Raw genomic sequence first — 13,520 nt, 5'->3', positions numbered from 1 at the left:
CCGACCGCCGCGGCACCGCCGTTCCCGCCGCGCGACCGACACCGACCGTCCCCCCGCAGAAAGGCAGGACCCATGGAGAAGGTGACCCTGGTCATCGGCACCCGCAAAGGGCTGTTCCTCGCGCACCGGACGCTGGACGGCACCAGCCCCTGGGAGCTGGAGGGCCCCCGCCTGCTGATGCAGTCCGTCCACTGCCTGACGGTCGACACCCGCCCCGGCACGCCCCGCATCCTGGTGGGCACCAGCCACGGCCACTGGGGCCCGGGCCTGTTCCGCTCCGACGACCTGGGAGCCACCTGGCAGGAGAGCCCCAAGGCCGCCGTCGCCTTCCCCGCCGACACCGGCGCCTCCCTCGTGCGGCTGTGGGACATCCGCCCTGCGGGCCCGGACCGCCCCGGCCTGGTGTACGCCGGGGCCCAACCCGCCGCGCTCTTTCGCTCCGAGGACGGCGGGGAGAGCTTCCACCTGGTCCGCGAGCTGTGGGACCACCCGCAGCGCCAGGCGCTGATCGACTGGATCCCCGAGGCCGGGGCCCTGTACACGCACACCGTGCTCACCCACCCCGACGACTCCGACCGCCTCACGATCGGCATCGCCGCGGGCGGGGTCTACCGCAGCGACGACGGCGGCCGCACCTGGAACCCCTCCAACGAGGGCATCGAGTCGACGTCGCTGCCGGTGCGCTACCCGGTGTACGGGCAGTGCGTGCACAAGATCGCCCGCGTGCCGACCGCGCCGGAGCAGCTGATGCTGCAGAACCACTTCGGCGTGTACCGCAGCGACGACGAGGGGGCGACGTGGTCCCCCGTGGGCGAGGGCCTGCCCGCGGACTTCGGCTTCACGGTCGTGGCCCACCCTCGCCGACCCGGCACCTTCTACGTCTACCCGCTGGTGGCCGACACCGAGAGGATCTCCCCCGACGCCCGGTGCCGCCCCTACCGCACCCGAGACGCGGGGCTCACATGGGAGGCGCTGGTCAAGGGGCTGCCGCAGGAGCACTTCTACCCGTCGGTGCTGCGCGAGGCGCTGAGCACCGACGACGGGGACCCGGCCGGAGTCTACCTCGGCACGCGCGGCGGCCAGGTCTACGCCAGCCTCGACGACGGCGACTCGTGGGAGACCGTCGCCGAACACCTGCCCGACGTCCTGACCCTGCGCGCCCTGCGCCACTGACCGAAGGAGAACCCCGATGGCCGTCCAGATGCTCATCCCCGGTGTGCTGCGCGATCTCGCGGGCGGCCGGGGAACACTGTCGATCGACGTGCCCGCCGACGCCGACGCCGAGCAGGTGTTCGCCCGCGTGCTGGCGGACTACCCGGCGCTGCACGGGCGTATCCGGGACGAACAGGGCCGCATCCGCCGCCACGTCAACGTCTTCCTGGAGGAGGAGAACCTGCGGAGCAGCAGCCTGGCACAGGTCCCGGTCCCTCCCGGCAGCCGCATCCACGTCCTGCCGTGCATCTCCGGCGGGTGAACCGCGCCGCATCAGGGCGCCGGCCACCACAGCGTGGCCGTGCGCCTGCCGCGCGGGGGCAGGCCGAGCCCGCCCATCAGCGCGCGGACGCGGTCGGCGTCGGACGATCCCAGCCGGTCGCACACATGGAGCACCAGGGCCTCCTCCCGACCGCGCCAGGGATCGGCGTCGTCGGTCCACTCCTCGATCCGCACCCGCAGGCCCAGGTCGCGCAGGACGCGCGCCGCCCCCGGGGCGGTCGGCGGGTCGGGGCGGGCCGGTGCGCCCAGCGCCGACCACAGGGGGCGCATCCATGCGTGGGGGTGCTCCCAGGGGATCTCCACGACCACGCGCCGCCGCGCCCGCTCGGTGAGCGCGCCGGCGAACGGCACGAGGGAGGCGGCGTAGTAGAGCACGTGGTGGCACACGACGACGTCGGCGGGGGGCGTGCGCGCGGCCGCCTCCGGCCAGGCGCCCAGGACCGTGCGGACCGGGACCGAGGCCCCGCGGGCGCGGGCGGCGAACGCCTCCAGCAGGGCCGCGCTGGGGTCCACCCCGGTCAGCGCGGTCCCCGGGGCGTCGGCGGCCAGGGCGACCGAGGCACGGCCCGCGCCGCACCCCACGTCGAGCACCGCGGCGCGGCCGGTGAGGGCCTGGCGAGCCCGGTCGAACGACGGCGAGCCGGTGGCGTCGGCGTCGTCGGTCAGGGCGGTCTGGAGAGCCGCCTCCCGGACCAGCGCCGACACCGGGGGAGCGGGCGGGCGCCAGGCGTCGAGGGCGGCGTCCCAGGAGGAGGCGTCCATGGGCGCACCGTACACGCCCGGGGCGGCGCCCGTCCCGGGCGGACGCGCCGTCCCGGGCCGGTCCGCCGTCCGGGACGGGAACGCCGCTCCGGGAAGGGGAACACGTGACCGGCACGCGGGGCCCGTCGGGCCGTGACCGCACCGGAGGTCTGCCCGCCGTGTGGGAGCGGGCGGCCCGCCACCTGTACGACCTGGGTCCGGGCCCGGTCCTGGACGTGGGCTGCGGGACGGGGGCCTGCGCGGACGCCCTGGCGCGCTGGAGCGGCAGGCCCGTCGTGGGCGTGGACCCCGACGCCGCGGCCCTGGCCCGCGCCGGACGGGCGGACGCGGTCCTCGTCGCCGGACTCGCCCAGGCCCTCCCCCTGGCGTCGGGGGCCGGGGCGGCGGCCTGGCTCTCACGGGTGCTGCACCACGTGGACGACCTCGCGGCGCTGGCGGCCGAGGTGCGCCGGGTCCTCGCGCCGGGGGCGCCGGTCCTGGTGCGGGAGGCGTTCCCGGAGTTCGCGCACACCCGCGCCTACGCGAAGTTCTTCCCCGAGGGCGTGCGCGCCGCGCACGGGCGGCCGTCCCGGACCGAGGCGCTGACCGCGTTCGCGGACGCCGGTTTCACACCCAGGGAGACGGTGTCGGTGGAGGAGCCCTTCGCCGACTCCCGCACCGCGCTGGCGGCCCGGGTCCGCCGGGACGGGGACGGGATGCTGCGCTGCCTGAGCGACGCCGAGTTCGCGCGCGGCACGGAGCGGCTGCGCGCCGCGGCCGCACGTGAACGGCGCACCGGCGTCTTCGAGCCGGTGACGGACCGGATCGACCTGCTGGTACTGGCCTGAGGGACGACGAGGAGAGACTGATGGACACGAGCGGACTGCGGCCCGGGGCCTGGCGTGAGGCGCGCAGCCCCCATGCCTGGATGAGTCGGGGGGACGGCGAGCTCTTCCTGGCGGTCCTGGAGTTCGCCGCGCGGCGGCACGGCCCTCTGCGCGTGCTGGAGTGGGGGTCGGGCCAGAGCACCGTGGAATTCACACGCCTGCTCGCGGAGCGCGGGGCGGTCCATGAGTGGACGGCCCTGGAGTACGACAGGGCGTTCTTCGACGAACACGTGCTGCCCCCGCTCACCGAACGTCCCGGATCGGAGGTGCGCTACCCCGACGACGGCGCCGTCCTGACCGTCCCCGGACTGCCGGGAACGAGCCGCGTCACGGCGGTCTGCTGGAACCGGACCCGTCTGCGGCCCGCGCAGAACCCCGTGGACCGCGGGGTGGACCTGGACGCCTACGTGGACTACCCGGCCGGACGCGCACCGTTCGACGTGGTGTTCGTCGACGGGCGGATGCGGCGGCGGTGCCTGCTCTCGGCCTCCGAGCACCTGGGCCCGGACACGGTCGTGGTCCTGCACGACGCCTGGCACGAGCACTACCACTGCGCGCTGGAGCGCTACCCGGTGGGCCGGTTCGCCGGGGACGAGATGTGGGTGGGCGCGCTGCGCCACGCCGCCCTGCCCCCGCTGTGACGCGGTGCCGGCGGCCCGCCGGTCGGCGCCGGACGGCGGGGCGGGCGCCCGCCCCGCCGTCCGGCAACGGTCAGGCGCGTCCGGCCGCGTACGCGCTCAAGGCGGTGTAGGCCAGCGAGAACAGCGGGGTGGGGACCCCCAGCTCGCGCCCCCGGGCGACCAGGTCCCCGACGATCTGGTCGGCCTCCACCGGGTTGCCCTGCGTCAGGTCCCAGTACATCGAGGTGGTGGTCGTCGCCGTGGTGTCCGCGATGATCGCGTCGGCCCGCTCCCGGGCGTCCCGACCGGGCGGGTACCCGGCGGCCGTGGCCACCGCGATGGCCTCCGCGAACATCCCGGACGTGAACTCCTGGCCGCCGGGCGCGCTGTTGACCGCCCCGATCGGCGCGCGCATCAGGCACGTGCACGCGCCCAGGGTCGCCAGGAACACCCACTTGTCCCACAGCTCCTGGAGCGGGGCCCGGGTGAGGGTGGCCGCGTAGGAGCCCGCGTCCAGGGCGGCGTGCACGTCGGCCGGGGCCGCCACGGGATGCTCGGAGAGGGGCCCGTAGATCAGCCGGCCCATCCTGCCGACCTCGACGATCGCGCCGTCCCCGTCCAACCGGGTCATCACCATGGCCACGCCGCCGTACACCCGGTCGGCCCCGAACCGCTCGACCAGGGCGTCGATGTGCCGCATGCCGTTGAGGAACGGCAGGACCACGGTGTCCGGCCCCACCGCCGGCGCCGCGTCCGCGAGCGCCGCCTCGAACCCGTACGACTTCACGGCCAGGACGACCAGGTCGTAGTCCGCGCCCAGCCCGTCCGCGGTCACCGCGGACACGGGGACCTTCTCCACGCCGCCGTCCACACCGCGCAGGACCAGCCCCCGCTCCCGGAGGAGTTCGGCGCGCGCGGGCCGCACGAGGAAGTCGACGTCCCGGCCCGCCTGGACCAGCCGCGCGCCGAAGTAGCCGCCGACGGCCCCGGCACCCACGACAAGGATCTTCATGTTTCTCCCACCCGGTGTCTTGTGAACACCGCAAAACGTATGACCACGGGACGCTTGTGGGCAAGGGTGAAGCGGTCGCCCCCCGGTCACGCGCAGTCGCGCCGCGGCGTGCTCGCCGAGTCGTCCCTCAGAGGTTCTCGCGGCGCGCGGAGACCAGACCGCTCTCGTAGGCCGCGACGACGAGCTGCGCCCTGTCCCGGGCGCCCAGTTTGATCATGGCCCGGCTGACATGTGTCTTGGCGGTCGTGGGGGATATGACCAGCCGCTCGGCGATCTCGGTGTTGGACAGACCGCACCCGACGAGGGCGAGGACCTCGCGTTCGCGGCGGGTCAGCGCCTCCAGGTCGGGGAGGGACACGGGAACGGGAGGGCGGGCGACGAACTCGGCCACGAGCCTGCGGGTGATCTCCGGGGACAGCAGCGCCTGACCCTCGACCGCCACACGCACCGAGCGCAGCAGTTCGGTCGGCTCGGTGTCCTTGAGGAGGAAACCGCACGCCCCCGCGCGCAGGGCCTCGAAGACGTAGGCGTCCAGCGCGTAGTTGGTGAGGATGACGACACGCACCCCGGCGAGACCGGGGTCCGCCGCGATCCCACGGGTGGCCTCGATGCCCCCGGTGCCGGGCATCTGGACGTCCATGAGCACGACATCGGGAACGAGCCGGATGGTCAGGGCCACGGCCTCGGTCCCGTCGGCGGCGGCGCCGACCACCTCGATGTCCGGTTCGGAGTCCAAGAGCGCGGCGAAGCCCGCGCGGATGAGCGGCTGGTCGTCGGCCAGCAGGACACGGATGGTCATGCGGAGGTCTCCTTGTGTCCGGGGTCGGGCAGAACGGCGTGGACGCAGAAGCCCCCGCGGTGGGGACCGGCGCTCAGCTCCCCGCCGAGTGCGTCGACGCGCTCGCGCATGCCGACCAGCCCCGTCCCGCCGCCCGGCGCGGGTACGGCCCAGGGCGGATCCAGACCTGCCCACGTCCCCGAGGACGGCGCAGACCCGGCGGGGCCGTTGGTGACGGTGACACGGAGGGCGTGCGGGTCCCGGGCGACCTCGACCCGTACCCGCGACCCGGGGGCGTGCCGGGCGGCGTTGGCCAGGGCCTCCTGGACCACGCGGTAGGCCGCCCGGTCCACCTCCGGCGCGAGCGGCGCCCTGCCGAGCCCGTCGGCCACCTCGACCTCCAAACCGGCGGCCTGGGAGCGTGTGGCCAGGAGCGGCAGTCGGGACAGGCCCGGAGCGGGCTCCGTCCCCGGAGCGCCGTCAGGGTCGATCCGTCGCAACACCTCCACGGTGGAGCGCAGTTCCCGGAGGGCGTCGGCGCTCGCAGCGCGGATGGTGTCGAGGGCGGCGGGAACGCGGCCGGGGTCCCGGTCGAGGAGGTGCGCGGTCACGGACGCCTGCACGTTGATGACGGAGATGCTGTGCGTCAGGGAGTCGTGCAGTTCGCGGGCGATGCGCAGGCGTTCGCGCTCGGCGCCACGGCGAGCGGCGTCCTCAGCTCGTGCACGCTCCTGTTCCCGCAGGAGCCGGCGTTGCCGCAGCACCTCTCCCACGGCACAGGCCGCGAGCGTCCAACCGGCGACCCACCCCGGGCCGACCGCCGCCGTGGTCGGAGCCAACCCGTGGGCGAGCCCGGCGACGAAGGAGCCGACGCAGACGGCGGCCCCGGCCGCCAGGGCCTGGATGCCGAACCCGGTCGAGGCCGCGCCCAGGACGGCGGTCGTGGCCGGCGCCGGGGCGAAGATTCCGGAGTAGCCGAGCGCGTAGAAGCCCACCGCCGCGAACGATGTCAGGGTGAGGACCGCACGCGGAGCGGCGGTCGTCCATCCAGCGGCCAGGGACGGGACGACCAGCAGCGCGAGGCCGAGGGCGTCCGGAGGGCGTACGGGGGCAGCTGCGGGCGTGCTCAGGGTGGCGGCGACGCAGAAGGCCGCGAGCAGCAGGCCGAATACCGAGCGCCATCCCGCCGACACCCGGAGCTCGGGTGCGGTGAAGCGTGCGAACACCGCTCGGATCATGGGGTGGACGATACATCGGGACGGGCGGCGGTGCCCGGAAGCCGGTCCGCGCGGCTCCGCCCCCACAGGGTCCGGCGCCGGACCATGGAAGCGGTCATCACCAGGGCGAGAGCGGCCGCGCCCCCGTCGGTGACCGCGGTCGGCAGGAGGCCGGGGAGCCCGTGGACCTCGGCCGCGGTCGTCCACATCGCTGTGGGGATCAGAACGAACCCCAGCGCCTGGGTGGAGTTCACCGCGAGCACGATCCACCACACGGCGCCCGAGGTGGACCCCAAGGCGAGGAGTCCCACAGCGTTGCCCACCGCGTAGAAGCAGCCCACGGTGCGCAGCCCCAGGGTGAAGCCGGGAGCCGCACCTTCCGGGTCCGCCCCTCCGGCCTCCCGCATCATCGCTTCGACCAGCGCTGTGTCCAGAACGGTGAAGGCGTGGAGCACCGTGCCGAGGACGAAGACCGCCGAGCACACGGCGACGAGAACCTGGAGCCGTCGGGTCGCGGTGGTGGGCGTCGGCTCGGGGCGGTTCCTCATGGCGGGCCTCCTGGTGAGGTGGTGTGGACGCGTCACCCACTCTCCCGCTCCGCTCCCGCGTGGTCGTCGTGCCGGAGTGTCGTTTCCCGGCTGCGCCACCGGGAGGACGGGAACCGCCGCGGAGGGCGTGCGTACATCCCGGGGAGTACACGCCCCTACGCGACTCCCGATGAGGGTCGGCGCGTGCCCAGCGATGCCGGGGCGCACCCGTAACGCTGGTCGAGCCCGCAGAGAGGCGCCTGGCTCGGGAACTGGCGAGCTTCCCCGAAGCGATGGGCGCCACTCCGGAGTACTTGCAGCCGCACCGGTTGGCCGTGTACCTGTTCGAGCCGGCCACCGCCTTCAGCGGCTTCTACGAGCAGTGCCCGGTGCTCACGTCCGGAGGCACGGTGCGCGAGTCACGGTTGGCGCTCTCCGCCCACACCGCCGCCGTGCTGGAGCGAGGCCTGGACCTGCTCGGCATCCAGTCACCCCAGCGGCTGTAACGCAAAGACCGGGGCGGGCACGCACCGGGACCGCCCCGGCCGCGGTCAACGCGTCGAGCAGACACCGCCCAGCATCGACTCGACCTCACCCAGGTTCCTCAGCAAACGTTCGGCCGCTTGCTGTCGCAGTTCCCAGAACCGGTCCAACCCCTGCTGGTCGGGGTCCGGCGCCAGGTAGTGCTGCTCGACGCCGTACAGACTCCGCAGCATCTGGATGAGGGCCACCCGACCGCAGGCGAACACATCACGCCTGGCCACAGCCGGGTTCGCGTCCAGGTACGCGGCTACGAGCCGGGCGGCCGAGTCGATCCACCGCTCATCCAGTGCCACAGTGCGTGGGTCGAAGGCGATGCGCCCGAGCTCGAAGGCGAGCATGTAGGGCACCGGGGGGCGGAAGTCGACCACCGCTGCCAGGTCGTCGCCGTCGAACAGCAGGTTCGGTGCGGTGAAGTCGCCGTGCAGGACCTGTGTGTTCAGGTCACGAGGCACGCCGGCCAAGAGGTCGGGAACCTCCGCCAGCATGCCCAGCCGTTCGTTGAGCGTGGTGTGGGCGAGAGAGTCGAACTCCTCGTGCTGATCGCGGCCTCCGATCAGCTCCAGGAGAGCCCTGGCGCGCTCCCTCACGGAGTCGAGGCCCGGTTCGTACCAGTCCTGTACCCACGGGGAGGCGGTACCGCTCAGCTGATGGTGGGCGAACACGGTGTGGATCCGGCCCAGGGCTCGACCCACCACGGTGTGCTGTGTGGGGGAGAACCCACCGCTTTCGGTGTGCCCGTGCACCCACTCCCACACCGATAGCACCGTCGATCCCACGCGGGTGAGAGTCTCGCCGTCCACTGACACACGAGGAAGAGCCGTGGGCACACCGTGTTCACCAGCCCGTTGCGTCAGCTCGATCGCCCGGCGCTCGGCACCGAGGTCTGTGCTGTCCGGGTAGACCTTGACGAACAGGCTTGTGCCTTCGTCATTCACCGCACGAAAGTTCTGTGTGCTGTGACCGCCCCGAACCCGCTCAAGACGTACGCCGGACTGGGCGTAATGCGCGTGCAGCACCGCAGCGACAGCCGAAGGGAACGGGTGTAGGCACATGTGCGCTGGTCTCCTGACAACCGGGTCTCGAGATCCAGTGATACCTCATGGTGTGCCTCGTCGAGTCCTGCGCCAGGTGCGCAGCCAGGGGTGGGAGCGCAGGGCGAACGCGGTCGATCCCGACCTCGGTCCGGTGCCGGAGCCGGTTCCCACAGGGAGTCGCGCCGCGGCGCGGGGCGCGTGTCGCGGCCCGTCCCCCGGGAACGCCCCGAACGGTTGCCCCGGCCCCCGCCGCCCTCCAGGATGGGGCGTGCCGGAGGCCCCGGGGCCTCACCGACCGACGGAAAAACAGGGGCATGAACGGTTCAACGACATCCAGCACCGTCGACGGCGTCCTCCGCCGCAGCGCGGCCCGCTCGCCCGACGCCACCGCGCTGACCTTCGACGACCGCACCTGGACCTATGCCGACCTGGACGCGGCCGTCACGCGGGCCGCTGCCCGGCTCCTCGGCCTCGGCGCGGTCAAGGGGGACCGCGTCGCCGCCTACGGGCGCAACTCCGACGCCTACCTGATCGGCTTCCTGGCCTGTGCCCGGTCGGGACTGGTCCACGTACCGATCAACTACGCGCTCCGGGGGGAGGAGCTCGCCTACCTCCTGGGGCAGTCGGGCAGCACGATCGCCCTGGTCGACCCCGCCCTGCGGTCGGCCGTCGACGACCTGCGCGCGGAGACCGGGGTCGAGCAGGTCCTGGAACTGCGCGACGGGCCGGGCTCCCTGCTCGCCGACTGCCTGGACGGCCCGGTGCCCGAGCTCGACACGGAGGTCGGCGACACCGACCTGGTGCAGCTCCTGTACACATCCGGCACCACCTCCCGCCCCAAGGGCGCCATGATGACCCACCGGGCGCTGGTCCACGAGTACCTGTCGTGCGTCGCAGGCCTGGACCTGCGGGCCGACGACGCACCGCTGCACGCGATGCCGCTCTACCACAGCGCCCAGATGCACGTCTTCCTAATGCCGTGGCTGGCGGTAGGCGCTGCCAACACGCTGGTGGAGGCGCCCGACCCGGCGGACCTGCTGCGCAGGATCGAGGAGGGGCGGCACGGGGCGTTCTTCGCGGCGCCGACCCTGTGGGTGGCGATGGCCAACCACCCGGACTTCGGCGGACGGGACCTGTCCAGCCTGCGCAAGGCCTACTACGGGGCGTCGGTCATGCCGGGGCCGGTGCTGGAGAGACTGCGGAGCGCCCTGCCCGGACTGGGGTTCTACAACTGCTTCGGGCAGTTACAAATGACTGTCCCAGTCGACTCCGCGTCGCCTAAGCTGATCCCGCAAAACCCCAGTACAGCAAGGGCTTTAGGCCACTCTACCCCGAGATGCAGTCTGGAGTCGAGGCTTTCGATCTGGAGTGGATCTGGAGCGGACTCCCGAAGATGCCCCCAGGAGGGCCCTGACCACGGACACCGTCGACTCCACGCCCATCGCCCGCCGCTTCTCCAGAGCGGCCTCCCACGACGACGTCAGCCCCTCCATAAGGTGTTCCCGCATCACGTCCGTGGGGTGTGAGTACCGACCCGCCACCGTGTGGTCCTTGTGGCCCATCCGCTCGTCCATCAGAGGCTTGGGCGTGCCCAGCTCCTCCATGAGGGTCTTGTGTGAGTGGCGAAGACCGTGCGGGGTCAGGTCCGGGGCGATCGGAGCCCAGCACGCCACCGCAGCCTCAGCGCGCTCCTCGCCGACGCGAGAGCTGTCCCAGTCGAACGGCCCCGGCAGGGAGCCATCCTCGCGCAGTGACTGGTAGACGGGCCTCTCGCCGGCCATCCCCGGGTAGAAACGCCCCCACGCCGCCGGGTACAGCAGTCGGTACCGGAACGCAGTCTGGTCCCAGTGGTGCCACACGTCTCCGGCGAACAGATGAACGCCTGGGGCGTGCCTCTCGCTCTCAGGCACCTCGTCCCCGCACGGGCACCAGCGGGCGCCGTTGGGCACATCGTGGTGGACAACCTGGCGGGACTGGAGCCGCCACAGGTCGAGGAGGAAGTCGGGGATGTCAATGACCCTCTTGGAGTCGAACTTCGGCCCCTTGCTGTAGAAGACCTTCGTCTTCCGGCCGCGGGTGAGCTGCCTCTGGAGTCGGTATTTACCACTGACGGACCCCAGCTCAACAGCCATCGTCTCCGAGATGCGCATGCCCGTGTAGAACATGGTCGTCAAGAGGATGAACTCGTCATCTCGGCCCGTGAGGACGGACGCGCGTTCGGCGATGAGGAGCGCGGTGGCCGGGTCGATGATCGTGGCCGGGCGGGTGGTGTCTTCGCGGCGGGAGGTGTACTTGCCGCGTCCTCGCCGGGCCACAGCGGGGTTGCGGTGCATGAGTCCTGCGTCGACGGCGTCGGAGCACAGGGTGCCGAGGAGGCTGACGATTCCCGTTGCGGTCCGGTAGGTGTACCCGGCGTCGTGCAAGGACTTCGCCCACACCTTGATCTGCGCATCCGAGTTCGCGAGCTCCCGCATCCGCGTCTCGCCCCAGCGGGGGAGGATGTGGTTGCGGAGGCTGGACTCGTACCCGAGGAGGGTGTTCAGCTCCAGGTCGAGGGAGGGGTACCACTCGTCGACCCAGTCACGCACGAGGAGCTGGGAGGCGTCGGAGCGCGCACTGCCGCGGCGGGCGGCTTCGACTTCCTGCTCTCTGGCGAAGTCGAGCGCCTTCTTCTTGGTGGGGAATCCGCTCTGCTTCTCCACCTTGCCGGCGGCGGTCTTCCAGCACGCCCGCCACGACTTCACCAGCTTCTCTGCGTACATCGCTCTCCTCGGGGGTGGATGTCTCCATGATGCCCTGCTGGAGTGACGCACGGGAGCCCTGACGCGAAGAAGCCCCGGCCGTGGTGTGCCGGGGCTTTTCTATGCCCTGCGGTGGGCGGAGCGTCGGAGACACTCCGGGATGACCTCGGGGGTGGCGAGCCTTTTCGCGAGCTCTCCGAGGAGCCCGACGGGGTCGCGTCGGATCGCGTCCAGAGGGGCGTAGATGCCGAAGGCGATACAGAGGGCGAGCAGTGCGGGGGCAGGGAGGGTGTGCACGGCCTCGACGGACGTCCGTGCGATAGGAGCGTGGTCCTGGATGGACCACGTGAGCCCGTCTGCGGTCTCAGCGAGCGAGGCCAGGGCACCGGAGTCAGTCAGGTCTACGACCTGGACACTGAAGGGGATCGTAGGGTCATCGGGCGGGTCGGGCAGGGTGTACATCCGGACCATCCTCACGTCGTTGTCGAGAAGGGCCCCGGGGGAAGAGGTCGGAGCTGCTGGCCTTTTGGCCGTTAAGGCACGGTATGGGACAGGAGGGGTGAAGGTAAAGTCGCAGCCGCCGCCGTGGGATAGATTTTACCTAGTCTGACCAGGCAAAACGCCCTGAGTGGTGATATGGGGCATGGGAAAGAGCGGCACCCATGGGAGTCGTGTGCCGCTAGTCGTAAGACGTTGACCGAGGTCAGCCGGTTCACATGTCGGATCGGTGAATTGCCGCCATCGCCCGCAGCTTGCGAACGGCGTCTTCAAGAGGAAGCCCCGCCTCGAAGGCTGTGCGCAGATCGAGATCTTCTGCGGCGTAGTGGTAGTGCCACTGGCCATCGTCACGCACCCACGCCTCAAGGACCTCGCCGTCGCGGAGCGGAGCTTTGCCTTCAAGACGAAGCTCAGGATCGGTGTCCTCTATAGGGGGGCGGCCCCCGCGCGGCACCCTGAGCGGGCCGGGGTCTGTACTGGTCGGCGGTGTGGTGCCCGCGAGGATGTGGTCGCTGGCCCCCGACGCCCACCCGAGGGCGGACTCGATCTTGCGCAGGCTGCGAGCGTTGATCTTTTCGCCGCGACGGGCTTTGCCGAGGGTTTCGACACTGACGCCTGCTTCTGCTGCGACGGTCCGATACTCCTTCCCGGAGGCAAGTATGTGGTCGTCGATGAGATTGCCTAGTTGTTTGCGCTGGTCAGTCATAGTGTCCACACTACAAACTTCTCCAATGTACTCCAAGGTTGACCCCGTGATACTGGCACTTTGAGGGGAGCCTTGCCTACCCCCTGGTGGCTACAGCTTGCTATCGGGTGGCTTCTGCACGTGCATCTGATCCCAAGTAATCCAATGTTACTGATCAGTAGGACTCCAATTTGCTACAAAGTACATGTACGTTGGAGCCATGCTCAGTCAGACAGTCGACGGAGCCAAGCTCCGAAGCATCCGCGAGAGAGCTCGCATGTCGGTCGCCGCGCTCGCTGAGCAGGCCGAATGCAGCAGATGGCACATCTACGGCATCGAGACCGGCCGGTGGCAGTGCTCCGGAGAGGTCTACGACCGGATCAAGGGCACGCTCGGCGCCTCTGACGAAGACCTGCTCGAAGAAGGAGACGCGGCATGAGCGCGAAGCGCCTGCTCACCCGAGAGGAAGTCGCCGACCGGCTCGGCATCAAAGCCCGGTGGCTCCAGAGCAAGTGCCAGTCCGGAGAGATTCCCTGCACACGGCTCGGCCCCCGCTACATCCGGTTCACCGAGGAGCAGGTGGAGCAGATCATCGCGCTCCACGCGGAGGAGCCGAAGTCGCGGCGCAAGCCCCGTCCGGCCGACATCGCGACCGTGACTCAGCTGAAGCCCAAGTCGGGTGCACGTGGCCCGAATCGTCGGGGCCGCACGGCCTGACCCCCTGAACGCAAGATGCCCCCGCC

General features: G+C 71.5%; 16 protein-coding genes. 8 read left to right on the top strand and 8 right to left on the bottom strand.

The window, feature by feature from the left end; translation table 11 throughout:
- Positions 1 to 72: 72 nt before the first annotated feature.
- Together ABZ234_RS04110 and ABZ234_RS04105 are read left to right on the top strand one after the other, a co-directional pair.
- Positions 73 to 1,173, top strand: coding sequence for an exo-alpha-sialidase (locus ABZ234_RS04110; RefSeq protein ID WP_355010971.1), 1,101 nt, complete (start codon positions 73 to 75; stop codon positions 1,171 to 1,173).
- Positions 1,174 to 1,189: 16 nt separating this feature from the next.
- A complete protein-coding gene (locus tag ABZ234_RS04105) occupies positions 1,190 to 1,474 on the top strand; it encodes a MoaD/ThiS family protein (protein WP_355010970.1) in 285 nt (94 codons plus the stop codon).
- Between the two features lie 11 nt (positions 1,475 to 1,485).
- Here the strand turns inward: ABZ234_RS04105 and ABZ234_RS04100 are convergent, their stop codons facing one another.
- Positions 1,486 to 2,256 (bottom strand): class I SAM-dependent methyltransferase, encoded by a 771-nt coding sequence (locus ABZ234_RS04100; RefSeq protein ID WP_355010969.1) that lies wholly within the window; start codon positions 2,254 to 2,256, stop codon positions 1,486 to 1,488.
- 104 nt (positions 2,257 to 2,360) lie between these two features.
- Between ABZ234_RS04100 and ABZ234_RS04095 the strand changes: the two genes are divergently transcribed.
- Both ABZ234_RS04095 and ABZ234_RS04090 read left to right on the top strand, forming a co-directional pair.
- Positions 2,361 to 3,083, top strand: coding sequence for a class I SAM-dependent methyltransferase (locus ABZ234_RS04095; RefSeq protein ID WP_355010968.1), 723 nt, complete (start codon positions 2,361 to 2,363; stop codon positions 3,081 to 3,083).
- 20 nt (positions 3,084 to 3,103) lie between these two features.
- Positions 3,104 to 3,763 carry a hypothetical protein gene (locus ABZ234_RS04090; protein ID WP_355010967.1) on the top strand — a complete coding sequence of 220 codons (660 nt, stop codon included), beginning with the start codon at positions 3,104 to 3,106 and terminating at the stop codon, positions 3,761 to 3,763.
- Positions 3,764 to 3,833: 70 nt separating this feature from the next.
- Here the strand turns inward: ABZ234_RS04090 and ABZ234_RS04085 are convergent, their stop codons facing one another.
- The 4 genes from ABZ234_RS04085 to ABZ234_RS04070 form a co-directional block, all read right to left on the bottom strand.
- Positions 3,834 to 4,754, bottom strand: a complete 921-nt coding sequence (locus tag ABZ234_RS04085; RefSeq protein WP_355010966.1) for a 2-dehydropantoate 2-reductase — start codon at positions 4,752 to 4,754, stop codon at positions 3,834 to 3,836.
- A 127-nt stretch (positions 4,755 to 4,881) separates the two neighbouring features.
- Positions 4,882 to 5,553, bottom strand: a complete 672-nt coding sequence (locus tag ABZ234_RS04080) for a response regulator transcription factor (protein WP_355010965.1) — start codon at positions 5,551 to 5,553, stop codon at positions 4,882 to 4,884.
- The gene (locus ABZ234_RS04075; protein WP_355010964.1) at positions 5,550 to 6,770 is read right to left on the bottom strand and encodes a histidine kinase; all 1,221 of its coding nucleotides are present in this window, start codon (positions 6,768 to 6,770) and stop codon (positions 5,550 to 5,552) included. The genes ABZ234_RS04080 and ABZ234_RS04075 overlap by 4 nt, the downstream gene beginning before the upstream one ends.
- On the bottom strand, positions 6,767 to 7,297 hold the full coding sequence (locus ABZ234_RS04070; protein ID WP_355010963.1) for a hypothetical protein: 531 nt from the start codon (positions 7,295 to 7,297) through the stop codon (positions 6,767 to 6,769). Before ABZ234_RS04070 ends, ABZ234_RS04075 begins: the two co-directional genes overlap by 4 nt.
- A gap of 215 nt (positions 7,298 to 7,512) precedes the next feature.
- On the opposite strand from ABZ234_RS04070, the gene ABZ234_RS04065 reads away from it, so the two are divergent.
- Complete coding sequence (locus ABZ234_RS04065) at positions 7,513 to 7,782, top strand: DALR anticodon-binding domain-containing protein (RefSeq protein WP_355010995.1); 270 nt, start codon at positions 7,513 to 7,515, stop codon at positions 7,780 to 7,782.
- 45 nt (positions 7,783 to 7,827) lie between these two features.
- Here ABZ234_RS04065 and ABZ234_RS04060 read toward each other — a convergent pair whose 3' ends face one another.
- Entirely contained in the window at positions 7,828 to 8,871 is a 1,044-nt protein-coding gene (locus ABZ234_RS04060; protein WP_355010962.1) for an aminoglycoside phosphotransferase family protein, read from the bottom strand.
- Positions 8,872 to 9,167: 296 nt separating this feature from the next.
- On the opposite strand from ABZ234_RS04060, the gene ABZ234_RS04055 reads away from it, so the two are divergent.
- On the top strand, positions 9,168 to 10,379 hold the full coding sequence (locus tag ABZ234_RS04055) for an AMP-binding protein (protein WP_355010961.1): 1,212 nt from the start codon (positions 9,168 to 9,170) through the stop codon (positions 10,377 to 10,379).
- Between the two features lie 1,335 nt (positions 10,380 to 11,714).
- On the opposite strand, the gene ABZ234_RS04050 is transcribed toward ABZ234_RS04055, so the two are convergent.
- Together ABZ234_RS04050 and ABZ234_RS04045 are read right to left on the bottom strand one after the other, a co-directional pair.
- Positions 11,715 to 11,891, bottom strand: coding sequence for a hypothetical protein (locus ABZ234_RS04050; protein ID WP_355010960.1), 177 nt, complete (start codon positions 11,889 to 11,891; stop codon positions 11,715 to 11,717).
- 415 nt (positions 11,892 to 12,306) lie between these two features.
- Positions 12,307 to 12,798, bottom strand: coding sequence for a hypothetical protein (locus tag ABZ234_RS04045; RefSeq protein WP_355010959.1), 492 nt, complete (start codon positions 12,796 to 12,798; stop codon positions 12,307 to 12,309).
- Positions 12,799 to 12,997: 199 nt separating this feature from the next.
- Between ABZ234_RS04045 and ABZ234_RS04040 the strand changes: the two genes are divergently transcribed.
- Together ABZ234_RS04040 and ABZ234_RS04035 are read left to right on the top strand one after the other, a co-directional pair.
- On the top strand, positions 12,998 to 13,216 hold the full coding sequence (locus ABZ234_RS04040; protein ID WP_355010958.1) for a helix-turn-helix transcriptional regulator: 219 nt from the start codon (positions 12,998 to 13,000) through the stop codon (positions 13,214 to 13,216).
- The gene (locus ABZ234_RS04035; RefSeq protein ID WP_355010957.1) at positions 13,213 to 13,494 is read left to right on the top strand and encodes a helix-turn-helix domain-containing protein; all 282 of its coding nucleotides are present in this window, start codon (positions 13,213 to 13,215) and stop codon (positions 13,492 to 13,494) included. The genes ABZ234_RS04040 and ABZ234_RS04035 overlap by 4 nt, the downstream gene beginning before the upstream one ends.
- Positions 13,495 to 13,520 lie beyond the last annotated feature (26 nt).

Origin of the sequence: Nocardiopsis sp. NPDC006198 (assembly GCF_040613895.1) — a bacterium.
Lineage (GTDB): Bacteria > Actinomycetota > Actinomycetes > Streptosporangiales > Streptosporangiaceae > Nocardiopsis > Nocardiopsis tropica.
The sequence above is the reverse complement of the archived record's forward strand: the minus strand, read 5'-3'. Positions and strand labels throughout refer to the sequence as shown.